Consider the following 24,945-nt stretch of genomic DNA (forward strand, 5'->3'; position numbering starts at 1 on the left):
GGGTGCGCTCAGACCGCGTCGCCGGGGCCGACGCGAGGCTTGGGGGCACGCATCTTGCGGACCTGCGACGCGCGGACGAACGAGTACCAGCCGAGCTTGAAGCCGCCGTCCGGAGTCTCGGGGAAACGGTCCCGCACCTTGTTGTTGACGCGGCGGCCGAGCAGATAGCCGTCGATACCCATGAAGATCATCATGATGAACAGCGCGAGCGTGACGATCGACTGCACCTCGGGGCTCAGGAACAGTGCCACGAGCAGGATCAGGGCCATCGGCATGAAGAGCCCGACGAAGTTGCGACGCGAGTCGACCAGGTCACGCGCGTAGGCGCGGACGGGGCCCTTGTCGCGGGGGAGGAGGAACTTGTCCTCGCCGGCCATCATGCGGGCACGCTGGTCGGCGGCCTTCGCGCGACGCTCGGCCGAGGCGGCCTTGCGCTCGTCCTTGCTGCCCCGCGTCGCCTTGCGTCGCGCCCGGGCCTCCTTGGCCGTCAGCGGTGCCGGTGCGACCGGGCCACGGCGGCGGCCCTCGGCCTCACGCCGTGAGGGCGTGGGACGGCCCTTGCCGAGGCTGACGTTGCCGCGGGTCTGCGCCGTGCTCTCGTCCAGGCTCGTCGACTCGTGGTCGACGGGGGTCTGGGTGTCGGACTTCTCACTCGACTTACCGAAGGGCAGCTTCACCCCCACAGGTTATTCGACGTTCACCACCACGCGAACACCGCAGTCGTGGGCTCTCACGACCGGCGCTCCTCGTTAGAGTGTTCCGATGCGCGTTCTCATCGCCCCCGATTCCTTCGGAGACACCCTGACCGCGGCCGAAGCAGCCGACGCCATCGCGGCGGGGTGGTCGAGCGCGCGCGACGACGAGCTGATCCTCGCGCCCCAGTCCGACGGCGGACCCGGGTTCGTCGACGCACTCGCGGCCGACGGCGGCGAGGTGATCGAGTCGACCGTGTCCGGACCCCTCGGCGACGTCGTGACCGCGCGCTGGTTGCTCGACGGCGCGACCGCCTACGTGGAGGTCGCGCAGACCGTCGGTCTCGGACTGCTCGGTCGTTCGCCGGATCCGGATTCGGCCGTCGCGGCGTCCAGCAGGGGAGTGGGGCAGATCGTCGCGGAGGCGCTGACCCGTGGTGCGACCACCGTGGTGGTCGGTCTCGGTGGCAGCAGCTCGACCGACGGCGGCGCGGGCATGATCGAGGCTCTCGGGGGACCCGACGCGGCGGTCGCGGCTCTCGCGGACGTCGACCTCGTCGCGGCCACGGACGTCGACAATCCGTTGCTGGGTCCGGCCGGTGCGGCCGCGGTGTTCGGACCGCAGAAGGGTGCGGACGCGGACACCGTGCGTGTGCTGGAGGAGCGGAACGCCGACTGGTGCGTCGAGCTCGATCGCGTCGCCGAGCGCGCGGTGGCGGACCTGCCGGGGGCGGGTGCGGCCGGCGGCCTGGGCGCCGCGTTGCTCGCGCTGGGAGCGACCCGCACGTCCGGGGCCGATCTGGTGGCCGAGCGCACCCGTCGCCACGAGGTGATGCCGACGGTCGACGTGGTGCTGACGGGCGAGGGGAAGTTCGACTCGCAGTCGTTGCGCGGAAAGGTGGTGACCGCTCTCGCGGGGTCGGCTCGCGAGCACGGTGTGCGCACGGTGGTCCTCGCCGGTCAGGTGCGTCTGGGCGAGGACGACATGCGCGCGGCGGGCATCGAGTCGGCGCACTCGGTGACCGATTTCGCCGGATCGGTCGCCCTCGCCATGTCGGACGCGCGTGCCCAGCTGACCGGACTCGCCGCGGACGTCGCCCGCACCGGCTCGTGGGCGTGACCGCCCCGGCGATCGTGTGGAATAGCGGGGTCGGGAGTACCGTTGACTGTGTTCGCCGGCGTTGTCGCCGAGAGGGCACGAACGATAGGGAGAACCCATGACTGTGCAGAACGACGTCGCCACCAGTGACGTGACCACCACCGACACCGAGACGCACGCCGTCCTGATGACCGAAGCGGCCTCGTCCAAGGCCAAGGCACTGCTCGATCAGGAAGGCCGCGACGACCTGGCGCTGCGCATCGCGGTTCAGCCCGGCGGGTGCGCAGGGCTGCGCTACCAGCTGTTCTTCGACGACCGCTCGCTCGACGGCGACCTGGTCAAGGACTTCGGCGGCGTCACGCTCGCCGTGGACCGGATGAGCGCGCCGTACGTCGAGGGCGCATCGATCGACTTCGTCGACACCATCGAGAAGCAGGGTTTCACGATCGACAACCCCAACGCCACGGGTTCGTGCGCGTGCGGTGACTCCTTCAACTGAGTCCCGAGTAGTCTCCCGCCGTCCCCGGCACCCTGCGTGGGTGCCGGGGACGACGTGTGTCCGGGGTGCGTCGTCCCGGGGCGTCCGTCTGATGGGGTTCACCCACTCGTCACCCGGGTAAGGTTCACAGCAGTTCTCCTCCACCTGCTGCGAAAGGCCCTCGGACGTGACCATTGCGGTGTCCGGCTCCATTGCTACCGACCATCTGATGCGGTTTCCCGGTCGGTTCGCCGACCAGTTCCTCGCCGATCAGCTGGCACACGTCTCGCTGAGCTTCCTCGTCGACGACCTCGTCATCCGCAAGGGCGGGGTGGGCGGCAACATCGCCTACGCCATGGGTGTTCTGGGCGGCGCACCGCTGCTCGTCGGCTCGGTCGGTCCCGACTTCGCCGAGTATCAGACGTGGCTCGAGGACAACGGCGTCGACTGCTCCGCCGTCACCCTCTCCGAGACGGCTCACACCGCGCGTTTCGTCTGCACCACCGACGAGGACATGGCACAGATCGCCTCGTTCTACCCCGGCGCGATGACCGAGGCCGGCGACATCTCCGTCCACACCGTGGCCGAGGGTCGCGACCTGGAACTCGTCCTGGTCGGCGCCAACGACCCGGCCGCGATGATGCGCCACACGGCGGAGTGCCGCGAACTGGGCATCCCCTTCGCCGCGGATCCGTCGCAGCAGCTCGCACGCCTCGACGGAACGCAGGCCACCGAGCTCATCCAGGGTGCCGAGTACCTGTTCACCAACGAGTACGAGTGGGGCCTCCTCCGTCAGAAGACCGGGCTGACCGAACGCCAGATCCGCGACACCGTCGGCCTGCGCGTGACCACGCTCGGCAAGAACGGCGTCGAGATCGTCGGCGCCGACGGCACGGACATTCGCGTCTCCGTGGTCCCGGAGACCAGCAAGGTCGACCCCACCGGTGTCGGTGACGCGTTCCGCGCCGGCTTCCTCGTCGGCCGCGCCAACGGGCTGGGCCTCGAGCGCGCCGCCCAGCTCGGATCGTTCATCGCGGTGCTCGTGCTCGAGACCACCGGCACCCAGGAATGGACGCTCGTCCGTGACGACGCGATCAAGCGCCTCACCGACGCGTACGGCGACGAGGCCGCGGCCGAGATCGCCGCGATCCTCCCGCAGTAGTTCGCGTCTGTTGGCTAGAGCCGAACCGGGTACGTGGGTTCGGCGATGGCCGGCACGATGCGCTTCTCGACGAAGATGCCGTGCCACACCATGAAGATGAGCACGGTCCACAACCGGCGGCTATGATCGCTGCGTCCCTCGCGGTGGTCGTTCAGCATGCGGGTGATCGCGGCCTTGTCGAGCAGGTGATCGGTCTGGGAATCGGCGATCTGCTGGTGCGCCCAGTCGAAGAGCTCGGTGCCCCGCAGCCAATGCCGAAGCGGCACAGGGAAACCCAGCTTCGCGCGGTTGAGCACATGATCGGGCACGATGCCGTCGAGTGCTTTGCGTAGCGCGTACTTCGTCGTCGACTTCGTGATCTTCTGCTCCAGCGGCAACTGCTCCGCCACCCGAAACACCTCGTTGTCGAGGAACGGCACGCGCAACTCCAACGAGTTGGCCATCGTGATCTTGTCGGCCTTCACCAGGATGTCGCCGCGCAGCCACGTGAACAGGTCCAGATGCTGCATCCGCGCCACCGGGTCCCAGCCGGCGGACTGCGCGTAGATCGGCGCCGTCACGTCCTGATGGGTCCACTCGGGCCGGAACTCCCGCAACACCGACCGCAACTGCGCATCGTTGAAGCTGCGCGCATTGCCGTAGTAGCGCTCCTCCAGGCTCATCGACCCGCGGTGCAGGAGACTCTTGCCGCGGGTGCCCTCCGGGATGCGCTCACTCAGTCGACCGGCGGCGCGTCGCAGGGAGGGTGGCAGCTTCTCGAACGGTGCGAGCGACAACGGCTCCCGGTAGATGGTGTAGCCGCCGAACAACTCGTCCGCACCCTCGCCCGACAGCACCACCTTGACGTGCTTCCGTGCTTCCTTGGCGACGAAGTAGAGCGGCACCAGCGCCGGGTCCGCCACCGGATCGTCGAGATACCAGACGATCTCGGGGATCGCCGCGGCGAACTCCTCGGGCCCGACGACCTTGATGACGTGCTTGGCGCCGATCGCGGCGGCCGACTCGGCCGCGACGTCCACCTCGGAGTAGCCCTCACGCTCGAAACCGGTGGTGAAGGTGACCAGATCCGGGTTGTGCCGCATGGCGAGCGCGGCGATCGCCGTGGAGTCGATGCCGCCGGACAGGAACGAGCCCACGGTGACGTCGGCACGCATGTGCTTGGCGACGGAGTCCTCGAGCGCCTCGGCGATCTCGCGGTAGCGCGCCGCCTCGGTGCCCGACGGGACGGGACGCACCGGGAACGTCGGCCGGAAGTAGCGGGTGACGGTCGGCTCGGAGCCGGGAGTCAGGCGAGCGGTGCAGCCGGACTCCAGGCGACGGATGCCCGCGTGGAGCGTCTCGGGTTCCGGCACGTACTGCAGCACCGTGTAGTGCTCCAGGGCGCGGGGGTCGAGCTCGTCGGACACGCCCAACGACTCGAGGAGTTCGAGAATGCTCTTCTTCTCGCTCGCGAACGCGGTGCCCGCGGCGCCCGTCGAGTAGAACAGCGGCTTGATGCCGAACGGGTCACGCGCGAGGAACAGTTCCCGCTTCTCGGTGTCCCACAGCGCGAAGGCGAACATGCCCCGCAGGCGTCGAACGGCGTCGTCGCCCCAGAAGTGGAACGCGGCGAGAATGGCCTCGCCGTCACCCTCGGTGGCGAACGTCGCGCCGTGCTCGCGTGCCAACGTCTCGCGCAGTTCGAGATAGTTGTAGATCTCGCCGTTGAACACCAGCGCGTAGCGCTCCGGACTCTCCGCGGGACCCCAGCGGAGCGGCTGGTGCGAGTGCTCGATGTCGATGATCGAGAGCCGGTTGAAGCCCAGCGCCAGATCGTCGTCGTGCCACGTTCCCGGCTCGTCCGGCCCGCGGTGTCGCATGCAGTGCGACGCGTGGCCGACGGCATCGACGACATCTTCCGCGGATGCGTTCGACGTCAGCAGTCCCAGCAGTCCACACACGGTCGGTACGCCTCGTTTCGTTCGGGTGTCGGCCCGGTAGCGGGCCTGGTCACAGGCGTCGCCGGGACCTCGACGGCCCGACGCGCATCGGTCCGAGTATGCCGCAGTGCGGCGGGAACGCCGAAGTGACCGGCCGGGCCCGGTGTCGCCACCCAACTCGCACCCGACCCGACACGAGAACCGAGCCCGCTTTGGTCTACGCTGCGTAGTACACGAGTACCTCGTGCGTGTGAGCGACTTCGGTGGCTCGTCCGGACGGTTCTCGTACTCTCCATCTGGCAATCAGGAAGGCGTGATCGTGGCGCAGCGTGGTGGTGGATCCGGTCGTCGGACGACACGACGAGTCGGATTGGTGGCCTCTCTTGCAGTGGCCGCCGTGGTGCTGTCGGGCTGCGGCATCGACAATTCCGTACTTCGATTCGGATGGCCTTCGGGCGTCACGCCGCAGGCCGAGCGGATGCGCGAGCTGTGGACGTGGTCCGTCATCGCGGCGCTCATCATGGGCGTCATCGTGTGGGGCCTGACCTTCTGGACGGTGGCATTCCACCGCAAGAAGAAGGACTCGCCGGAGTTCCCGCGCCAGACCGCGTACAACGTCCCGCTCGAGCTGTTCTACACGGCCGTGCCGTTCGTCATCATCGCCGTCCTCTTCTACTTCACGGTCGTCGTGCAGAACTACGTCCAGGAGAAGCAGGACAACCCCGACGTGGTCGTCGACGTCACCGCGTTCCAGTGGAACTGGAAGTTCGGCTACCGCACCGTCGACCTCAAGGACGGGCAGCCGCTGTACGACGGCACCGACCAGGAGCGCGAGCAGGCAGCAGAGGAGGCCGGCACCCCCGAGGGTGAGGAGCCGGGCCCGCTGTTCGGCCGCGAGAAGTCCGACCAGTCGTACCTGCACTACAACGAGGTCGAGACCGTCGGCTCCAGCTCCGAGGTCCCGATCCTCGTGCTCCCCACCGGCAAGCGCATCGAGTTCGAGATCGCGTCCTCCGACGTCATCCACTCGTTCTGGGTTCCCGAGTTCCTGTTCAAGCGCGACGTCATGCCGAACCCGGACGAGAACAATTCCGACAACGTGTTCCAGATCAGCGAGATCGAGCGTGAGGGCGCCTTCGTCGGGCGCTGCGCCGAGATGTGCGGCACGTACCACGCGATGATGAACTTTGAGGTTCGCGCGGTCAGCCCCGAGGCCTTCGAGAACTACATGGCGGCGCGTCGCGACGGCCAGACCAACGCTCAGGCGCTGGAGTCCATCGGCGAAGAGCCTCGCGCGACCTCCACCTCGCCGTTCAACACCGACCGCACCGTCAAGGCTGCGACCGTGGCAGAAGGAAACTGACATCCCATGAAGATCGAAGCGAAACTCTTCGAGATCCTGACCGGGTTCTTCATCCTCGTCGGAATCCTCTACGGCGTGTTCACCGGCTTCTCGCGGACCGGCATCGAGTGGGCCGGCCTCACCGCCATCGCCCTCTCGGCGGGCCTGACGCTGATCGTCGGAACGTACTTCCGGTTCGTCGCTCGTCGACTGGACACCCGTCCCGAGGACTACGACGACGCGGAGATCGCCGACGGTTCAGGCGACCTGGGCTTCTTCAGCCCCGGTAGCTTCTGGCCCATCATTCTCGCCGGATGCGCCGCCTTCATGGCCCTGGCGTTCGCGTTCTACGAGCCCTGGATGCTCGCGGTCGGCGCCCTCGCCATCATCGCCGCCGCAGCCGGACTGGTCTTCGAGTACCACGTGGGACCCGAGAAGCACTGACACAGCTCCACCCCGAACGCCCCCGGCCTGTGGTCGGGGGCGTTCGGCGTCGGTGAGGTGGGATTGCGCCCTCCTGGTGGGCTTTTCGCACCTCCGGTGTTCCCGCACCCACGCTGCGCCGTCGCACGTCGCCTTGCCGAGCAACACGCATGCGTGACGCGAGGAAGGGTGCGGGAACTGGTGCCCCGGCGGCCGCTCGCGCGATGATGACGACGTGTTCGAGAACTTCGACGAATCGATGATCGAGGTCGAGGCCGCGTCGATCCTCACCCGGCACTGCGGCGCGGGCGATCTCCCGGTGCTGTTGCTGCACGGGCACCCGCGTACGTCGGCGACGTGGCACCGTGTCGCCCCACTGCTGGTCGACGCAGGACATACGGTCGTCTGCCCGGACTTGCGCGGGTACGGACGCTCCCAGGGCCCGGCGCCGACACCCGACCACTCCGCACACTCGAAGCGGGCGATGGCCTCGGACATGGTGCAGGTGATGGCCGCACTCGGGCACCGACGCTTCGCCGTGGTCGGTCACGACCGTGGAAGCTACGTGGCCCTGCGCCTGGCCCTGGACCACCCGGGCCTCGTGGCCGCGCTGTCCCTGCTCGACTGCATCCCCATCAGCGAGCACCTCGACCGGGCGGACAGTCGATTCGCGACCCGATGGTGGCACTGGTTCTTCTACGCCCAGCCCGACCTCCCCGAGCGCGCCATCACTGCCGATCCCTCTGCGTGGTACCGCGGCGATCCGGCCCTCATGGGAGTGGAGAACCACCGTGAGTGGCTGACGGTGATCCACGATCCCGATGTCGTACGCGCGATGCTCGAGGACTACCGAGCGGGACTCACCGTAGACGCCGACCACGAACGCGCCGACCGAGCGCAGGGGAGGACGTTGGCCGTGCCGGTGCAGGTGCTGTGGTCCACACGGGACGACCTCGAGGAGTTGTACGGCGATCCGTTGACCATCTGGCGTGCGTGGGCGCCGGGCGTCGTCGGGCACGGCATCGATTCGGGACACCACATGGCCGAGGAGGCCCCGCACCACCTCGTCGACGCGCTGCTGCGGGGGACACCACATGGCCGAGGAGGCCCCGCACCACCTCGTCGACGCGCTGCTGCCGTTCCTCGCCTCGGCGGGGCGGTGGGATCCAGTGCAGTAGCCCGCGCTCCACACGGTCCAGTGCACCGGATCTGCTGGAGCGGGGCGTTCGTGTGCAGTGATCCGCGGTGGGCGCGGATCACTGCACAAGAGGGGTGGGTGGCATCCCGATCCGCCGGCGCGGATCTCGGACTGCGCTGACACCCCGCCTCGCCGAGCGACGACGGGTGCGGGAACGAGCGGTGGGGGAGGGGACAGACGAGAAGAGGCGCCACCCGAGTGGGTGGCGCCTCTTCTACCGTTCAGCGGGTCGCTCAGTGCCCGTTGGACTCCGGTCCGTGACCGTTGCCGTTGGACGAGCCGTTGCCGTTCGAGTGGCCGTTGGACGAGCCGTTGCCGTTCGAGTGCCCGTTGCCGTTCGAGTGCCCGTTGCCCTGCGACAGGATCTTCGCCTGGTAGGTGCGGAGCATGGTGAGCTGATCGTGCTCACCCTCGTGCGACAGACGCTCGTGCAGCCGGTGCTCCTCGTCCGAGTCCGGAGTGAAGATGCTGCCCGAGCCGGGCTTGCCGGCGGAACCGAGCTTGTTCATCTTCTTCGGGATCGCAGCACCCTGGTACTCGAGCGGGATCGGGTGGCCGTGATCGTCGACCGGGCCGAGGGGCTGGTGGATCTCGACGTAGGCGCCGTGGGGCAGACGCTTGATGACACCCGTCTCGATGCCGTGCTCGAGCACCTGGCGATCGCTGCGCTGGAGACCGATGCAGAAGCGGTAGGTCAGCAGGTAGACGATCGGAGGCAGGACCACGAGGCCGATGCGGCCGATCCAGGTCATCGCGTTCAGGGAGATCGAGAACTTGTACGCGATGATGTCGTTGACGCAGCTGAGCGTCAGGACCACGTAGAACGCGATCGCCATGGCGCCGACCGCGGTACGCACCGGAACGTCGCGGGGACGCTGCAGCAGGTTGTGGTGAGCGTCGTCCTTGGTGAAGCGCTTCTCGATCCAGGGGTACGCGATCATGATCGCGAACACCGCACCCATGATGACTGCGACCCAGAAGACGGCCGGGATCATGTAGTTGCCGATGTAGAGCTCCCACGCGGGCCACAGTCGAGCCAGGCCGTCCGTCCACATCATGTAGAAGTCGGGCTGCGAGCCGGCCGAGACCTGCGACGGGTTGTACGGGCCCAGAGCCCACACCGGGTTGATCTGCAGTACGCCACCCATGACCGCGAGGACACCGAAGGTCATGGCGAAGAAGGCGCCGGACTTGACCGCGAAGACCGGGAGGATGCGGACACCCACCACGTTGGTCTCGGTGCGGCCGGGGCCGGGGAACTGCGTGTGCTTCTGGTACCAGACGAGCGCGAGGTGAGCTGCGATGAGCGCCAGGATGATGGCGGGCAGGAGCAGCACGTGCGCGACGTACAGGCGCGGGATGATCAGCGTGCCGGGGAAGTCACCGTTGAAGATCAGCCAGTGCATCCACGTTCCGATGACCGGGATGGAGATCGTGATGCCCGAGAAGGCGGCGCGCAGGCCGGTACCGGACAGAAGGTCGTCGGGGAGCGAGTAGCCGAAGAAGCCCTCGAACATCGCCAGGATGAGCAGCAGCGAGCCGATGACCCAGTTCGCCTCACGCGGGCGACGGAACGCACCGGTGAAGAAGATGCGCATCATGTGCACGATGATCGAGCAGGCGAACAGCAGAGCTGCCCAGTGGTGGATCTGGCGGATGAACAGACCGCCGCGCACCTCGAAGGACAGGTCCAGCGTGGTGGCGTACGCCTTGGTCATCTCGACACCGCGCAGGGGAGCGTAGGCGCCCTGGTAGGTGGTCTCCGTCATGGAGGGGTCGTAGAAGAGGGTCAAGTACGTACCGGACAGCAGCAGGATGACGAAGCTGTACAGCGCGATCTCGCCCAGCAGGAACGACCAGTGGGTGGGGAAGACCTTGTTGATCTGACGACGCATACCCGCTGAGAGGTGATAGCGGGAGTCGACGTCCTCGGCTTGCTTCGCAGCGAGCGTGGCGATGGATGGACTCATCGTGAACCTTCCGATGACGACGCAGCAGAAGCGCTCTCCTGCTCGTGTACTCCGGCCGGACGTTCCCAATAGGCGGGTCCGAGCGGCTCGATGAAATCGCCCGCGGCGACGAGGTAGCCCTCGTCGTTGACCGTGATGGGCAGCTGCGGAAGAGCGCGGGCGGCCGGTCCGAAGATCGGCTTGGCGTACTCCAACGCGTCGAATTGCGACTGGTGGCACGGGCACAGGATCCGGTTGGTCTGCTGCTCGTACAACGATGTGGGGCACCCGAGGTGGGTGCAGATCTTCGAGTAGGCGAAGTAGTCGCCGTAGTTGAAGCTCTCCTGGCCCTTCCGCTTGATGGTGCGGTCGGCGTCCTCGGTACGCAGACGGATGAGCATGACCGCGTTGCGGATGCCCTTCAGTGCATGCGAGAGCTCCTCCTCGTTTCCACGCTCCGACTCACGGAACGGGAAGACGGTCTCCATGGCGCCGGCGTCGAGATCCTCCGGGCGGACGAGAACGATGTCGTCGACGCGTCCGGTGTAGCGACGCAGGTAGACGGTCTCGCCCTCGTAGTTCGGCGTCCAACCCGAGACCCAGAGCGAGGACTCGTCGCCCTCGGCCCACGGGTTCTTGATCAGACCGCCGAGCGGGAGGATCGACATGACGCCGAGCGCGCCGCCGCCGAAGACGAGGCTGCGCTTGATCATCTTGCGTCGACCCAGCGTGGAGGTGTCGAAGGAGTCGCTGAGCTCGGCGACGACCGTCTTCTTGTCCACCTCGCTCGATCCACCGTCGTGGCGGTCCTGGATGGACACCTCTTCGGGGATGAACTTCTTGGTGAACTGCACGGCGCCGACGCCGACACCGATGATCGCGAGACCCATGGTGAGACCGATCAGCGGTGTGTACAGGCTGTACAGCCCATAGCTGTCCTCGCCCATGCCGGCGTACTGCCACGGCCAGAACAGGTAGATGGCGATGAAGGCCACGGCCGACACACCCGCGAGGAAGAACCAGAGGCTGACGCTGCGCTCGGCGCGCTTCTCGGCCTTGGTTCCGGGGACGGGCCAGCGTGCGCGACGGAACGCCACGTCCACGTGATCGAGGTTGGTGCCGAGTGCGACGAGCTCGTCGCGGCTCATGGCGGCCAGTTCCTCGTCCGTGTACTTGCGGTCCGGGTCGAAGCCCTCGGGGAACTTGTTCGGATCGCCGGGCACGCCGTCGTCCTTGCGGTTGTCGTCGCTCATGACCTCACTCCGATCCACAGTGCTGCTGCGACGACCGCTCCGATGCCGACCACCCAGATGGCGATGGCTTCCGTACCGGGGCCGAAGCCGCCGAGTCCGTATCCACCGGGAGGCTGCGTCTCGGAGGAGGACTTGACGTACGCGATGATGTCTTTCTTCTCTTCGGGCGTGAGCTGGCGGTCCGAGAACTTGGGCATGTTCTGCGGGCCGGTGACCATCGCCTGGTAGATCTGCTGCTCGTTGGCCGGGTCGAGGATCGGCGCGAACTTGCCCGAGGACAGGGCGCCACCGCGACCGGTGAAGTTGTGGCAGGACGCGCAATTGAGGCGGAAGAGTTCACTGCCGCGAGCGATGTCATCGCCGCGAAGCGACTCCTGCGCGATCTCACCGTTGTCGGTGCGCACCACCGTGGGTCCGCCGCCGTTGGCCTGGATGTAGGCGCCGAGAGCGTCGACCTGCGACTGGTTGTACTTCGGGGGCTTCCGCTCGGCCTGGGCCTCGTTGCGCGCCATCGGCATGCGACCGGAAGAGACCTGGAAGTAGACGGCTGCTTCGCCGACGCCGATGAGGGACGGTCCGCGGTCCTGGACACCCTGGAGGTTGGCGCCGTGGCACGTCACGCAGGACGTGTCGTAGATCTGCTGGCCTTCGCGCACCATGGCCGCGCTGTCTTCCTGCGCGGTGGCGACCTGGGCGTCGGGGGTGAGGGCGGCGGCGAGGAAGCCCGCGCCGACGAGACCCATGAACAGCGCCATGGCGCCACTGACCCGGCGACGGGTACGACGCTTGCGACGCGCCTTGGTCGCCGAGGCGTCCGGCGTACCGGCGGACACGACAGTGCCGTCGTCGTCGGGAGTGGCGGGGGGAGAGGAACTCATCTGTATCCCTTGTCGTGTCGGGACGGCTTGTCGGATGCGACCGATGAGGCTGTCATCGGGTATTCGACGCCTGCTCGGTCAGCGGATGAAGTAGATCGTCGCGAACAGCGCGATCCAGACGATGTCGACGAAGTGCCAGTAGTACGACACGACGATGGCGGCGGTGGCCTGAGCCGGCGTGAACTTGCTGACCAGGGTGCGGGCGATCAGGAAGACGAAGGCGATCAGACCGCCGATCACGTGCAGGCCGTGGAAGCCGGTGGTGATGTAGAAGACGGAGCCGTAGACGCTGCTCGAGATCGAGGTGCCCTCGTGAACGAGGTGGTAGTACTCGTAGCCCTGGCCGGCGACGAAGAACGCGCCCATGGCCAGAGTGATCGTGTACCAGCGGCGCAGTCCGAACACGTCGCCACGCTCGGCGGCGAACACCCCCAGCTGGCAGGTGAAGGACGATGCGATGAGCACCGCGGTCACGGGGACGGCCAGCGTCAGGTTGAGCTCGGTCGGCTCCGGCGGCCACTGGCCGGGAGCGGCCTGAGCCCGCGCGACGAAGTACATCGCGAAGAGGCCGGCAAAGAACATCAACTCGCTGGACAGCCACACGATGGTGCCCACGCTGACCATGTTCGGTCGGTTCAGCGAGTGGACACGCTGGGTGATGGCGGATCCCGAAGTACCTACTGCGCTCGTCACATCGAGAAGTATGACTCGTCGTAGTACGGATGGCATAGCCGGGGCGGTATTGGCGAGTCGAGCATCGTTCGCGCGCGCGTGACACAGAATGCCTCCTCGTGGTCCGGTCGGCCCGTCTTCCTGGACTTTCTGTTCAATAGTACTCGTCTGTGCACGTCGGACCGGGTTCCGTCGACCCCCGCGCCCGTGATGTATCCCGCACGCCGGAGTCTCGACCCGAGCTTCAGACTCGATTCCTCCCGAGCGACTCCGGGACCGGTTCCAGCGGCATCTGGCACTGTCGTGACATGACTTCGGGCTCTGGTCGTGGGCGGACACGGTGGTGGCAGCGGCTGTTCGGCCGGGCGGCTCCGGAGCCCCTCGACCCCACTCGCACCGACCTCGTCGTGGTCGCGTCGTGCTTCGACGACGTGGAGGCGTGCTCGACGACCCTCGAGCGCGCGGCGCACACGGACCCCCTCTGGTCGGCGGACGACGACGTGGTGTTGCGCCACCACCTGCTCCTCCCCGCCGATCAGATCGCCGACGCGGTGTCGGTGGCGGCGCAGGACGGTTACAGCGAGGCGACCGCAGGTCCCATGGCGCAGACTCCCGGGCATCTGCCCGGCGGTGTCTCCGACGCGACCGTCCTGGTGCTGCAGCGGGTGCAGGTGCTCGACGCGCTGCACTGCTCGCAGGAACGGTCACGGATGGCGGGGTTGGCCCAACGGCGCGACGGGGTGGTACTGGGCTGGGACGCCCTCCAACCGGCTGCCGAGGACGCATCGCCGGAGCACTAGGCTTCCCGCTCATGAGCGCTGGGGATGGCACGCGTACATGGGCACAGGTCCTCGGGGCCCTGGCATCACGCCAGGACCTGACGGGTGCCGACACGGCGTGGGCGATGGACGAGATCATGTCGGACAACGCCACCGCGGCCCAGATCGCTGCCTTCGGTGTCGCCCTCAAGATGAAGGGCCCCACGTCGGACGAACTGCGCGGACTGGCCGACTCGATGCTCGGCCACGCCAAGCGCGTGCCCGTGGACGACGACGTCGTCGACATCGTCGGTACGGGCGGCGATCGGTCCCACACGGTGAACATCTCGACGATGGCGTCGGTGGTGGTGGCGGCCGCGGGAATCCGGGTGGTCAAGCACGGCAACCGGGCCGCCTCGTCCAAGAGCGGTGGAGCCGACGTGTTGGAAGCGCTGGGCGTGCGTATCGACCAGGGGCCGGAGCGGGTCGCGGCGAGTGTCGCCGAGCTGGGCATCGGGTTCTGCTTCGCGCCCGTGTTCCACCCGGCGCTGCGCTTCGCCGCGGCGCCTCGCAAGGAGATCGGCATCCCCACGGCGTTCAACGTCCTCGGGCCGCTGACGAACCCTGCGAGTCCGCGCGCCGGTCTGGTGGGATGCGCGTTCGACGATCTGATCGACGTCGTCGCGGGCGTGTTCGCGGCGCGCGGCAACTCCGTCCTCGTGGTGCGCGGCGACGACGGGCTGGACGAGATCACCACGTCGACGACCACGTCGGTGCGCGTCGTCCGGAACGGTGTCGTCGACCACGCGGTGCTCGATCCACGCGATCTCGGTATCGAGCGGGTCTCCCTCGATGCCCTCCGAGGCGGGGACGCCGCACACAACGCGGACGTGGCGCGTCGGGTGTTCGGCGGCGAACGAGGCCCCGTGCGGGACGCGGTGCTGCTCAATGCAGCAGGTGCCATCGCGGCGTTCCGCGGCGTCGACGGTTCGCTCGAGGACGCGATGGCCGGTGCGTTGACGACGGCAGCCGCCGCGGTGGACGACGGAGCCGCTCAGACCCTGCTGACGCGGTGGGCGGCGTTCACGTCGGCCTGAGTCACTCGCCGATGGAGAAGCCCGCGTCGACGTCGGCGCTCGAGTAGGACTTGAACGCGATGTGCGTGTCTGTCCGCACCACGCCGGTGACGCGGTTGACGCGCTCGGTGATCACCTCGGCGATCTCCTCGTGCGTACGCACCTTGACCACGGCGATCAGGTCGACGTCGCCGGCGCACGAGTACACCTCGGACACACCCGGTACGTCGGCGACGGCACGCGCGGTCTCCGGAATGGAGTGCACCTCGGCGTGGATCAGAACGATGGCGGTGATCATGGTGAACCTTCCGAACGGTCGTGAGAGGGCGAACTGCGGGTCAGCCTAGTTCTCGGCCGTGCGGTCATCCCCAGGCCATCGTGCGTTCCTTCTCGCGGCGTCCGACGTCGCGCACGGCGGCGCACCACTGTGCCCATCGCCCCGCTCCGTGCGCCGGTTCGCACCATCCGTCCGTGGTGTCGACGATGCGGACGCCACCCGACTCGAGCCACCGCGCGATCAGCGCCACCTCCTCCGGCGTGGCACCGCGTAGGGGAGTGGCGTCCGGAACGACGGTCTCCGCACCGGCGACGAGTGCTTCCACCACGGGCATGGGCGCGACGCCACGGCGGGAACGACCGGCACTGGCGAGACGTCCGTGCCGGACGACGACGAACTCCCACCCGCCGTCGTCGGCGCGGCGCGCGGCGATCAACTGCTCGATGGCCGCGAGTGCCTGCAGCCGCTGCACCGACCGCAGGGCGGTCAACAGGGTGGCCGCGCGGTCGCGCAGGCGGGCCGCGGACTCGAAGAGCAGATCCTCGGACAGTGCGTCGATCCGGGCGGCGACGGCATCGAGCACCGCTGCGTCGGCACCCTCGGTGAGAGCGCGGAAGGCGACGGGCGCGTCGGCGTACTCCTCGGGAGTGAGCGGGCTCGCCGTCGCCGCCGTGCATCCACCGACGGCCTCGGTGGAACAGTCGTGCACCGCCGAGGCGGCGATGCGGTGGGTGCAGGAGCGCAACCGCGTGTGCTCGGCGACGAGAGCGGCGGCCTCGGCTGCCGCCCCGCGAACGGAGAACGGTCCGAGCGCGCCGGGCGCCGGTGTCCGCACGATGGAGATGCGCGGGAACGCCTCGCTCGTCAGGGTCAGCCACCAGCCCTTGCGGGGGTACTTCGATCGACGGTTGTACGGGGGCGTGTGCGCACTGATGAGCCTCAGTTCGCGTACGCCGGCCTCGATGGCATGGCTGCACTCGACGTGGTCGACCCGGGTCGCGAGGGCGACCATCTCCTTCATGCGTCCGCGGGTCTCGGATCCCGTGAAGTAGTTCCGTACACGGCGGTGGAGGTTCCGTGAGGTGCCGACGTAGAGCACCTCGTCGGACGGGCCGCGGAAGAGATAGACACCGGGGGCGTGCGGAAGGCCCGCCGCGAGCGTGCGTTTGGCGCGGTGCGCCGAGGACACCGTCGGCAGGTAGTCGACGAGTTCGGCGTAGCTGTGGACGCCCTGGTTGCCCACCCGTTCGATCAGCCCGTGCAGGACGTCGACGGTGGCCCGGGCGTCGTCGAGTGCCCGGTGGGTGGGCCTGGTGGACACCTGGAAGAGGGTGGCCAGCGAGGACAGCTTGACCGACGGTGCCTCGTCGCGCGTGAGCACCCGCCGGGCGAGCGTGACGGTGCACAGCACCCGGAACGACGGCCACGCCAGATCCATTCGCGTCGCCGCCGCGCGGAGGAACGCGGTGTCGAAGCGCGCGTTGTGCGCCACCAGCACGCTGCCGCGGGCGAACTCGACGAAGGTGGGCAGGACCCGCTCGATACGAGGGGCGTCGAGAAGCATCGCACCGGTGATGCCCGTCAACGCGACGATGGCGGGCGGAATGGACCGGCCCGGGTCCACGAGCGTCGCCATCTCACCGATCACCCGGCCGCCGCGAACCTTGACGGCACCGATCTCGGTGATCGCGTCCTCGCCCGGTCGGCCCCCGGTGGTCTCGAGGTCCACCACCACGAAGGTCGTGTCCCGCAACGACTGGTCCAGTTCGTCGAATGCGAGCTGCACACCGCGTGCATGCCCCGACACCACAGTCGCCCCATCAGTCACGTGCGTCACCGTAGGTGGTCCCACCGACAGGAACCCGGTCCGTCCACGACGAGCACGCCGTGTCGGTGCACGTCGTTAGCGTCCGTTTCCGAGGCGTGATCGAGCGTCGGATCGGGTGTGATCCGGGCTGAACATCACGGCGAGAGACCGTGAACCACAATGAGACGGAGATCACATGATTGTCGATTGCGGCAGTTGCACCGTGCGCGGAGACGCGTGTTCGGACTGTGTCGTCTCGGTGTTGCTGGGGGTGCCGGGCATGCCCGCGGCGTCGGCCGGCGGCCCGCGTGACACCCCCTTCGCCACGCGCAGAATGCGTCTCGAGCAGGACGAACGGGAGGCGATGGCCGTTCTGGCGGAAAGCGGGTTGGTGCCCCGGTTGCGGTTGGTAGGCAGAGAAATTCCCTCACCGCAGGAGACCGGCCACGACCGACCCGCTGCGGGGCCGGAGCACGCCGCGGGGTGAGTCGGACCGTGATCGTTTCGCGACACGAGTCGGCTGGGCTCGACATCGGGGATGCCGTTTCGTAATCTTTCCGAGACATTGCGGAGTCGAGCAGAGCCACCAGGGACTGCGCCGCAAGGTCACCGCCTAATCGGCCACCTCTTCCGGGTGGTCGTACCGGGAACCCACCGTTACACCGGGGTGAATCCCGTCGCAGTCGCACCAGCGGCTCGTCGGGTAGGGCTGATCTTCCCAGCCCGAACCCGTCAGCTAACTCGGTCGGCGGATATCAGGAAGAAACGGAGCACATCTTTTCGTGGCGAAACACCGCAAACCCAGCACTGCCTCGCGGCCGGTCCGCAACGTTCTCGTCGCCGGCGCGCTCACCGCAGGCGCTGTCGCCATCCCCGCCGCCCCCGCCTTCGCGGCACCGGTGGAGATCCCCGGTATCGGCACCTTCGAGGTCCCGGACCAGATCCTGAGCCAGCTTCCCCCCATGCCGCAGGTCCCCGCGCTTCCCGGCCCGGCCGCACCGCAGTCCAGCGCCGCGCAGGTCGCCGTGCAGGCAGCCGAGAGCAAGGTCGGCGCACCGTACGTCTACGGAGCCGCAGGCCCCAGTGCGTTCGACTGCTCCGGTCTCATGAAGTGGGCGTACCAGCAGGCCGGTATCGAGCTTCCCCGCACGAGCTACGACCAGGCCGCGGCCGGCGTGCCCGTCTCGCAGGCGGATCTGAAGCCCGGCGACGTCGTGTCCTTCTACGGCGGCTCGCACTCCGGCATGTACGTGGGCAACGGCAACGTCGTCCACGCGTCCACCGAGAGCCAGCCCGTCAAGATCGCTCCGCTGTCGTCGATGCCCTTCGACGGCGCACGTCGCTACGCCTGACGCAGCGACACCTTCGCTCGACACCCTGACGCCGCACTAAACCGATCGCCCGGTCGGTTCTGTGCGGCGTCAGTCGGTGAATCCGCCGTTTTCGACGGGTTCTCGGGCTTCGTGGACAGAATCATCGTTCGCGTCGTAATCTTTCCGTGACGTCCTCGGCCATCATCCGCGCCGCCGAGCGACCCGGACTCGTCCAGATCGGAGAACCGTTCATCGTGCCGTCATCGGTCCACCCCCGCGTTCGTCCCACTTCTCGTACGAGACTGCGTGGACTGGTGATCGCGAGTGCGATGACAGCGGCGATCGCCGTCCTCCCCGCCGGTCCCGCCGGCGCCGACCCGGTTCCCGGCGCGTCCGCCTCCGAGGCGGTCACGAAGCTCACCGATCTCTCGCGCGAGTCCGAGCAGACCACCGAGGCGATGCACAACGCCCAGATCGAGCTCGACGCGAAGCTCGCCGCCCAGCAGGAGGCGGACGCTCGACACGACGCCGACCGTGCCGCCCTCGACGCGGCCACGGCGCAGATCGACACGGTGCGGCCCGCCGTCGACAAGATCGCCCGTGCCAACTACCAGGGCGCTCGGACGAACCGGCTCTTCGCGGTCATGGTCAGTGATTCCCCGCAGCAGTTGCTCGACCAGATGTCCGCTCTCGACATCATCTCCACCGACGCGGCCGCCACCGTCGGCACCTTCCGGGAGGCCAGCGACGCCGCAGCGGCAGCCGAGGCGGCGTCACAGCAGTCCGCCGACGCGGCCCGGGTGGCCACGGAGCAGGCGAAGGCTGTCAGCGACGACCTGCAGGGCAAGCAGAGCCGTCTGCAGAGCGAGATAGCCGATGTCGTCGCCGCGTTCGGTTCGCTGTCCGACACGGAGAAGCAGGGGCTGGCCGGCGCCGCGTTCCCGCCGGGCTTCGATCCCTCCGCCATCCTCGGCGCCCTCCCGCCGGGATCGCAGGCCGGAGCACTGTCGGCCGCGTTCACGCAGATCGGCAAGCCGTACGTGTGGGGTGCGACCGGCCCGGACGGGTACGACTGCTCGGGCCTCGTGGTGTGGGCCTACAAGCAGATCGGTAAGACTCTCCCGCGGTCGAGTCAGGCGCAGGCCGCCGGCGGCACCCCCGTCGACAAGGCGAACCTCCAGCCCGGCGACGTGGTCCTGTTCTATCCCGACGCATCGCACGTGGGTCTCTACGCCGGTAACGGCAACGTGGTCCATGCATCGACCTTCGGTGTTCCCGTTCGTGTCGAGTCGATGGCATCGTGGCCCTTCTACGGCGCTCGCCGCTACTGACGGTCCGCGCCCTGGCGGCGCTGGGCCTGGTTCTCTCCCTTCTGGTGGCGTGTTCGCCGTCGGCACCCGACGAGCAGACGCCCACGACGACTGCGGGCCCGGACGCCCGCACCGTCGGTGTCACGGCACTGCTCGACTCATGGACGGCCGCACTCCGCTCCGACGACGAGGCCGCGCTGCGCGAGTTGATCGACTCCGACGCTGACCCGGGATTCGCTGATCGCGAGATCGCCCGCGCGCAGGCGCTGCGCGGTATGCCGCTGTCCGACTTCGGCTACGAGATCACTCCGGGTCCGGAGACTCCGGTGCCGGTCGATCGGGCGGATGCACTCGCGGCCACCGAGGTGTGGGCGCCGAACGTCGCACTGCGCTACGCCTGGGCCGACGCCGACATCGGTTCCACGAGTCGCGACATCGCACTCGTCGTCGCTCGTCGGGGCGACACGTGGCGTCTGGTCTCCGATGCCGACCTGCCGCAGTACGGGCGCACCACGTGGCGTGGCCCGTGGGACTTCGGGCCGGTGGTCACGGAGCGAGTCGCCACCGGGTCGACCACGTCGCTCGTCGTGGGTCACGAGGCGCAGCGCGCCTTCATCGACGACCTCGCGGCGGAGCTGCCCTCCGCGGTGGCGGCCGTGACCGAGTTCGCCGGTCTCGGATGGTCTCGCCGCGCGGTCCTGACGGTCACCGGTTCCGATGCCGAGTTCATCAGCGCGGCAGACGGATTCACGTCCACCGATGTCGCGGCCTCGACGATCGCGGATCCGGTCCGCGGGGGCCTGGTCACCGGCCAGCGCATCGTCTTCGGCCCGACTGCGCCGGACCGGCTCACCGACTCGACCCGCCGCACCGTGCTGCGCCACGAGCTCACCCACGTGGCCATGCGCGCGGTCACCGGGGAGGACGCGCCCCTGTGGATGCTCGAGGGTTTCGCCGACTACTCGGGCTATCGAGGCTCGGGACTGTCCTTCGACGAGATCGCGCCCACCCTCGCGGCCGTGGTCCGCGCGGCGGGACCGCCCAGGGTCCTCCCGGAGGACTCGGACTTCGCCGCGGGTGGCAGTCGCGGATCGATCGCGTACGAGTCCGCCTGGTCGGTGGCCTCGTTCGTCGCCGACCGGTTCGGGGAGCCGGTGCTCCGGCAGCTGTACGACCGTTTCGCGGCCGGACCGACCGATCCCACCGTGACCGACTCGGTCTTCTCGGCCACGCTGGGCTTCGGCACCGTCGACTTCCTCGCGCAGTGGGGGCAGTGGGTGGCGGAACAGGCCGCCGGGCAGAGCTGACGGCGGTCTCCGTCTACGGTGGTCCCATGCGTCGAACGCTGCTGGTGACCAATGACTTTCCTCCGCGGCGCGGCGGCATCCAGTCGTATCTGCACACCTTCGCCCAGCTGTTGCCCGCGGACGAACTGGTGGTCTACGCACCGCGGTGGCGTGGCGACTCCCACGTGCGGTTCGACGCGGAGCAGCCCTTCGAGGTGGTGCGGCACCCGACGACGTTGATGCTTCCGACACCGGCCGTTGCCCGTCGGGCGGCCAGGCTGGTGGCCGACCGACAGTGCGACACGGTGTGGTTCGGGGCCGCTGCTCCGCTCGCCGTGCTCGGACAGCACCTGCGCCGTGCCGGAGCCGAGCGCGTCGTGGCCTCCACCCACGGTCACGAGGTGGGCTGGTCGATGCTGCCGGCGGCGCGGCAGGTGCTCGGTCGTATCGGCTCGACGGCGGACGTCGTCACCTTCGTCAGCCGTTACACGCGGGGCCGATTCGCCGCGGCCTTCGGGGCGGACGCGGCCCTCGAACACGTGCCGCCGGGGGTCGACTCGACCGTGTTCGCGCCCGACACGTCGGCACGGGAGACACTGCGCGCGCGCTACGGCCTGGGTGATCGGCCGACCGTCCTGTGCCTGTCGCGGTTGGTGCCGCGCAAGGGACAGGACATGCTGATCCGGGCGCTACCGGGGATTCGCGCGGAGATCGACGGGGCCGTGTTGGTCGTCGTCGGCGGCGGTCCGTACGGCGACACCCTGCGGGCTCTGGCGCAGTCGTGCGGGGTGGCGGATCACGTCGTGTTCACGGGGTCGGTGCCGGCCGAGGAACTGGCGGCACACCACACCCTCGCCGACGTGTTCGCCATGCCGTGTCGCACCCGCGGTGCCGGTCTGGATGTCGAGGGCCTGGGCATCGTGTTCCTCGAGGCGTCCGCGTCCGGCGTGCCGGTGGTCGCGGGCCGGTCGGGTGGAGCGCCGGAGACCGTCGTCGAGGGCGTCACCGGCACAACCGTCGACGGCACCTCGGTCGACGACGTCCGGCGCGCCGTCGTGGACGTGCTGTCCGATCGTGACCGCGCCGCGGCGATGGGGGCCGCGGGACGCGAGTTCGTCTCCACCGAGTGGCGGTGGGACGACCTCGCCGCCCGACTGGCTCACTTGCTGTAGATGGCCTCGATGTCGCTCGCGTAGGACTTCTGGACCACGGCGCGCTTGAGCTTCATCGTCGGGGTCAGCTCGCCGCCCTCCTCGGTGAAGTCCGCCGGCAGGATCCGGTACTTCTTGATGGACTCCGCGTGCGAGACCGTCTTGTTGGCTTCGGCCACGGCAGCATCGATCTCCGCGACGAGGTCGGGATCCTTCGTCAGGTCGGCGACGGTGGCCCCCTCGTCCTTGCCGTTGCGCTGCTTCCAGCCGGGGAACGCGTCGGGGTCGATGGTGATGAGCGCGCCGATGAACGGCTTCTGGTCACCGACGACCATGGCCTGACCGATGAGCGCACTGGCCCGCAGCGAGTCCTCGAGGCCGGCGGGTGAGACGTTCTTGCCACCCGCCGTCACGATGATCTCCTTCTTGCGCCCGGTGATGGCGATGAAGCCGTCCTCGTCCACGGCGCCGAGATCGCCGGTGTGGAACCACCCGTCGGTCAGCGCCTCGGCGGTGGCGTCGTCGTTCTTCCAGTAGCCCTCGAAGACCACGCCGCCCTTGAGCAGGATCTCGCCGTCGTCGGCGATGCGGACGGCGTTGCCCGGCAACGGCTTTCCGACGGTGCCGATGCGCTGTTCGTCCGGCGTGTTCACCGCTGCCGCGGCGGTGGTCTCGGTCAGGCCGTAACCCTCGTAGATGGTCACACCGATGCCGCGGTAGAAGTGCGCGAGGCGCTCACCCAGCGGGGCGCCGCCCGAGATGGCGAGTTCGCACTGCCCACCGAGCGCTGCGCGAAGCTTGCCGTAGACCAGACGGTCGAACAGAGCGTGCTTGGCGCGCAGCACGATCGACGGGCCACCGGTGTCCCGCGCCGCGCTGTAGGCGACGGCGGTGTCGGCGGCCGCGTCGAAGATCTTGCCCTTGCCGTCGCCGTGAGCCTTCTGACGCGCGGTGTTGTACACCTTCTCGAACACGCGCGGGACGCTGAGGATGAAGTGCGGTCGGAACGAGCCGAAGTTGTCGACGAGGTGCGGGATGTCGTGGGTGTGCCCGAGTGTCGCGCCCTGGTCGAAGGCGGCGATGGACACCGCACGTGCCAGCACGTGGGCCATCGGCAGGAACATCAGGGTGGTGCGTCCCTCGGTGAGCATGCGGCCGATGGAACTGGCGGCGATACCGCGGGACTCGGCGATCAGGTTGGAGTGCGTGAGCACGCAGCCCTTCGGCCGTCCCGTGGTGCCGGAGGTGAAGACGAGCGTCGCCGGGTCCGAGGAGCGCAGCGCCGCGACGCGGTCGGCCACCGTCGCGTCGGTGATCTGGGCACCGGCGTCGGTGAGGACGTCGATGGCGCCGGGCCGCTCGGCGGAGGCGTCGATCTGCAGGACCGTCGCGACACCCGGCAGCACGGGAAGGATGTCGGTGAGGATGTTCGTGTGGGCCACCGTCTCGGCGATCATCGCGGCGGCGCCCGAGTTCTCGAGGATCCACCGCACCTGGTCCGACGAGGACGTCTCGTACACCGGAACGGTGACGGCGCCGGCGGACCAGATCGCGTAGTCGAGCAGGGGCCACTCGTAGCGGGTCGACGACATGAGGGCGACCCGGTCGCCCTGCTTGACGCCGGATGCGATGAGCCCCTTGGCCACTGCGCGAACCTGGGCCGCGAAGTCCGCTGCGCGGACGTCCGACCACCCGTCGCGGGTGGCGCGGCGGTACACCACGACGTCGGGCCGGGTCTTCTCGTGCGCGAACACGGCGTCGACCACCGACGCGTCGTCCTCGATGGTGAATGGTGCCGGGACGGTGAACTCGCGCACGGATTCCTCCGATGTCGTAGCGGTTTCGGACGAGGCTTCACAGTAATCCTGTCCATTCCCAGGATGTCACCGGCACGTGCTCGTCGACCGAGGTCGTCGACGCCGTCGACGAGGGCACGTGGGATTCTGGTCCGCATGAGCAGTGTGCAGGTCGCCGACCAGACGTTCGTCGCAGCGCGGGCCGAGGACGTCGCGGCGCTCGTGTCGGACACCCGTCGATGGCGGGCCTGGTTCCCGGGTCTCACCGTCACGGTCCAGGAGGACCGGGCCGAGAAGGGTGTCCGCTGGGTCGTCGGGGGACAGCTCCAGGGAACCATGGAGGTGTGGCTCGAGCCGATGCTCGACGGCGTCGTACTCCACTACTTCCTGCACGCGGAGCCGACCGACGGAGTGCAGGAACCGTCCACCCACCGCCGACGAGTACTGGGCAAGCAGATGTCGTTCGAGATCAAGGCGCTCCTCGAGGCCGGGCGGGCGGCGGGAGAACCGCCGGTCCCGGGGCTTCGGTCCTGACTCGCGGGTACTCGCGGCGACAGGAACCGACCCCGCCGTTCGGGCGGTGCCACCGGACGGTCGATCATGTGGGTACACGGACGCCGATCAGGTGACGGCACGCGGCGCGGAGGGAACGAGTTCCATGGCAGACAAGACCACGAAATCGATCGTCGTCGGAGCGGCGCCGGACGAGGTGATGGCGGTCATCGCCGATTTCCCCAGGTATCCGGAATGGGTCACTGCGGCCAAGTCGGTCGAGATCCTCGAGGAGGGGGAGTCCGGCCGGGCTCGCCGGGTCCGGTTCGTGCTCGACGCGGGCATGGTCAAGGACACCTACGAGCTCGAGTACGACTGGCGGCCGGACGGCACCGCGGTGTCGTGGACGCTCGTCGCGGGGGAGATGCAGAAGTCCCAGGTCGGGTCCTATGTGCTCACCGAGAAAGGTGCCGGAAGCACCGAGGTGACCTACGAACTGACGGTCGATCTCGCCATTCCCATGATCGGCTTGTTCAAGCGCAAGGCGGAGAAGGTCATCACCGACACCGCGTTGAAGGAATTGAAGAAGCGAGTCGAAGGCTGAGCGATCGCGT

At 68.5% G+C, this 24,945-nt stretch carries 24 protein-coding genes and 1 riboswitch; of the genes, 15 read left to right on the forward strand and 9 right to left on the reverse strand.

Annotated features, from left to right (window positions below; genetic code table 11):
* Window positions 1–8: 8 nt before the first annotated feature.
* Window positions 9–677, reverse strand: a complete 669-nt coding sequence (locus BR07_RS0112940) for a DUF3043 domain-containing protein (RefSeq protein ID WP_027505807.1) — start codon at window positions 675–677, stop codon at window positions 9–11.
* A gap of 85 nt (window positions 678–762) precedes the next feature.
* Here BR07_RS0112940 and BR07_RS0112945 point away from each other — a divergent pair, with 85 nt between their 5' ends.
* The 3 genes from BR07_RS0112945 (at window position 763) to BR07_RS0112955 (ending at window position 3,431) form a co-directional block, all read left to right on the forward strand.
* The gene (locus BR07_RS0112945) at window positions 763–1,812 is read left to right on the forward strand and encodes a glycerate kinase family protein (protein ID WP_027505808.1); all 1,050 of its coding nucleotides are present in this window, start codon (window positions 763–765) and stop codon (window positions 1,810–1,812) included.
* Between the two features lie 97 nt (window positions 1,813–1,909).
* Entirely contained in the window at window positions 1,910–2,290 is a 381-nt protein-coding gene (locus BR07_RS0112950) for a HesB/IscA family protein (RefSeq protein ID WP_027505809.1), read from the forward strand.
* A gap of 166 nt (window positions 2,291–2,456) precedes the next feature.
* Entirely contained in the window at window positions 2,457–3,431 is a 975-nt protein-coding gene (locus tag BR07_RS0112955; protein ID WP_027505810.1) for a carbohydrate kinase family protein, read from the forward strand.
* A gap of 14 nt (window positions 3,432–3,445) precedes the next feature.
* Here BR07_RS0112955 and asnB read toward each other — a convergent pair whose 3' ends face one another.
* The gene (gene asnB, locus BR07_RS0112960; RefSeq protein ID WP_027505811.1) at window positions 3,446–5,371 is read right to left on the reverse strand and encodes an asparagine synthase (glutamine-hydrolyzing); all 1,926 of its coding nucleotides are present in this window, start codon (window positions 5,369–5,371) and stop codon (window positions 3,446–3,448) included.
* Between the two features lie 295 nt (window positions 5,372–5,666).
* On the opposite strand from asnB, the gene ctaC reads away from it, so the two are divergent.
* The 3 genes from ctaC (at window position 5,667) to BR07_RS24455 (ending at window position 8,433) form a co-directional block, all read left to right on the forward strand.
* Entirely contained in the window at window positions 5,667–6,713 is a 1,047-nt protein-coding gene (gene ctaC, locus BR07_RS0112965) for an aa3-type cytochrome oxidase subunit II (RefSeq protein ID WP_371831725.1), read from the forward strand.
* 6 nt (window positions 6,714–6,719) lie between these two features.
* Window positions 6,720–7,136 (forward strand): cytochrome c oxidase subunit 4, encoded by a 417-nt coding sequence (locus BR07_RS0112970; protein ID WP_027505813.1) that lies wholly within the window; start codon window positions 6,720–6,722, stop codon window positions 7,134–7,136.
* Between the two features lie 214 nt (window positions 7,137–7,350).
* Window positions 7,351–8,433 carry an alpha/beta fold hydrolase gene (locus tag BR07_RS24455; protein WP_081821260.1) on the forward strand — a complete coding sequence of 361 codons (1,083 nt, stop codon included), beginning with the start codon at window positions 7,351–7,353 and terminating at the stop codon, window positions 8,431–8,433.
* A gap of 113 nt (window positions 8,434–8,546) precedes the next feature.
* Here the strand turns inward: BR07_RS24455 and qcrB are convergent, their stop codons facing one another.
* The 4 genes from qcrB to ctaE form a co-directional block, all read right to left on the reverse strand.
* Complete coding sequence (gene qcrB, locus BR07_RS24460) at window positions 8,547–10,283, reverse strand: cytochrome bc1 complex cytochrome b subunit (protein WP_037185718.1); 1,737 nt, start codon at window positions 10,281–10,283, stop codon at window positions 8,547–8,549.
* Window positions 10,280–11,515: a cytochrome bc1 complex Rieske iron-sulfur subunit gene (qcrA, locus tag BR07_RS24465; RefSeq protein WP_081821261.1), complete on the reverse strand. Its 1,236-nt coding sequence runs from the start codon at window positions 11,513–11,515 to the stop codon at window positions 10,280–10,282. Before qcrA ends, qcrB begins: the two co-directional genes overlap by 4 nt.
* The gene (gene qcrC / locus BR07_RS0112990; RefSeq protein ID WP_027505814.1) at window positions 11,512–12,393 is read right to left on the reverse strand and encodes a cytochrome bc1 complex diheme cytochrome c subunit; all 882 of its coding nucleotides are present in this window, start codon (window positions 12,391–12,393) and stop codon (window positions 11,512–11,514) included. Before qcrC ends, qcrA begins: the two co-directional genes overlap by 4 nt.
* A gap of 78 nt (window positions 12,394–12,471) precedes the next feature.
* Window positions 12,472–13,086 carry an aa3-type cytochrome oxidase subunit III gene (gene ctaE, locus BR07_RS0112995; RefSeq protein WP_027505815.1) on the reverse strand — a complete coding sequence of 205 codons (615 nt, stop codon included), beginning with the start codon at window positions 13,084–13,086 and terminating at the stop codon, window positions 12,472–12,474.
* A 287-nt stretch (window positions 13,087–13,373) separates the two neighbouring features.
* Between ctaE and BR07_RS0113000 the strand changes: the two genes are divergently transcribed.
* Window positions 13,374–13,865: a hypothetical protein gene (locus tag BR07_RS0113000; protein ID WP_027505816.1), complete on the forward strand. Its 492-nt coding sequence runs from the start codon at window positions 13,374–13,376 to the stop codon at window positions 13,863–13,865.
* 11 nt (window positions 13,866–13,876) lie between these two features.
* Window positions 13,877–14,920 carry an anthranilate phosphoribosyltransferase gene (gene trpD, locus BR07_RS0113005; protein ID WP_027505817.1) on the forward strand — a complete coding sequence of 348 codons (1,044 nt, stop codon included), beginning with the start codon at window positions 13,877–13,879 and terminating at the stop codon, window positions 14,918–14,920.
* A gap of 1 nt (window position 14,921) precedes the next feature.
* On the opposite strand, the gene BR07_RS0113010 is transcribed toward trpD, so the two are convergent.
* Together BR07_RS0113010 and BR07_RS24470 are read right to left on the reverse strand one after the other, a co-directional pair.
* Window positions 14,922–15,197, reverse strand: a complete 276-nt coding sequence (locus BR07_RS0113010; RefSeq protein ID WP_027505818.1) for an Lrp/AsnC family transcriptional regulator — start codon at window positions 15,195–15,197, stop codon at window positions 14,922–14,924.
* A gap of 64 nt (window positions 15,198–15,261) precedes the next feature.
* Complete coding sequence (locus BR07_RS24470) at window positions 15,262–17,004, reverse strand: DEDD exonuclease domain-containing protein (RefSeq protein WP_231476318.1); 1,743 nt, start codon at window positions 17,002–17,004, stop codon at window positions 15,262–15,264.
* Between the two features lie 259 nt (window positions 17,005–17,263).
* On the opposite strand from BR07_RS24470, the gene BR07_RS27620 reads away from it, so the two are divergent.
* The 5 genes from BR07_RS27620 to BR07_RS0113040 all read left to right on the forward strand — a co-directional run bounded on the left by BR07_RS27620 (window position 17,264) and on the right by BR07_RS0113040 (window position 22,064).
* The gene (locus BR07_RS27620) at window positions 17,264–17,470 is read left to right on the forward strand and encodes a hypothetical protein (RefSeq protein WP_231476319.1); all 207 of its coding nucleotides are present in this window, start codon (window positions 17,264–17,266) and stop codon (window positions 17,468–17,470) included.
* A 113-nt stretch (window positions 17,471–17,583) separates the two neighbouring features.
* Window positions 17,584–17,749, forward strand: a riboswitch (cyclic di-AMP (ydaO/yuaA leader).
* Between the two features lie 16 nt (window positions 17,750–17,765).
* On the forward strand, window positions 17,766–18,335 hold the full coding sequence (locus tag BR07_RS0113025) for a C40 family peptidase (RefSeq protein WP_027505820.1): 570 nt from the start codon (window positions 17,766–17,768) through the stop codon (window positions 18,333–18,335).
* A 290-nt stretch (window positions 18,336–18,625) separates the two neighbouring features.
* A complete protein-coding gene (locus BR07_RS0113030) occupies window positions 18,626–19,627 on the forward strand; it encodes a C40 family peptidase (RefSeq protein ID WP_081821287.1) in 1,002 nt (333 codons plus the stop codon).
* On the forward strand, window positions 19,597–20,913 hold the full coding sequence (locus BR07_RS0113035; RefSeq protein WP_027505822.1) for a hypothetical protein: 1,317 nt from the start codon (window positions 19,597–19,599) through the stop codon (window positions 20,911–20,913). Before BR07_RS0113030 ends, BR07_RS0113035 begins: the two co-directional genes overlap by 31 nt.
* Window positions 20,914–20,939: 26 nt before the next feature.
* Window positions 20,940–22,064 carry a glycosyltransferase family 4 protein gene (locus tag BR07_RS0113040; protein WP_027505823.1) on the forward strand — a complete coding sequence of 375 codons (1,125 nt, stop codon included), beginning with the start codon at window positions 20,940–20,942 and terminating at the stop codon, window positions 22,062–22,064.
* Here the strand turns inward: BR07_RS0113040 and BR07_RS0113045 are convergent.
* On the reverse strand, window positions 22,052–23,860 hold the full coding sequence (locus BR07_RS0113045) for an AMP-dependent synthetase/ligase (RefSeq protein WP_027505824.1): 1,809 nt from the start codon (window positions 23,858–23,860) through the stop codon (window positions 22,052–22,054). The two genes, BR07_RS0113040 and BR07_RS0113045, sit on opposite strands and share 13 nt — an antisense overlap.
* 135 nt (window positions 23,861–23,995) lie before the next feature.
* On the opposite strand from BR07_RS0113045, the gene BR07_RS0113050 reads away from it, so the two are divergent.
* Together BR07_RS0113050 and BR07_RS27625 are read left to right on the forward strand one after the other, a co-directional pair.
* Entirely contained in the window at window positions 23,996–24,373 is a 378-nt protein-coding gene (locus tag BR07_RS0113050; RefSeq protein ID WP_027505825.1) for a hypothetical protein, read from the forward strand.
* A gap of 124 nt (window positions 24,374–24,497) precedes the next feature.
* On the forward strand, window positions 24,498–24,935 hold the full coding sequence (locus tag BR07_RS27625; RefSeq protein ID WP_027505826.1) for an SRPBCC family protein: 438 nt from the start codon (window positions 24,498–24,500) through the stop codon (window positions 24,933–24,935).
* The last annotated feature ends 10 nt before the right edge of the window (window positions 24,936–24,945 follow it).

The sequence above is a fragment of the Rhodococcus sp. UNC23MFCrub1.1 genome (genome assembly GCF_000686025.1).
GTDB lineage: Bacteria > Actinomycetota > Actinomycetes > Mycobacteriales > Mycobacteriaceae > Rhodococcoides.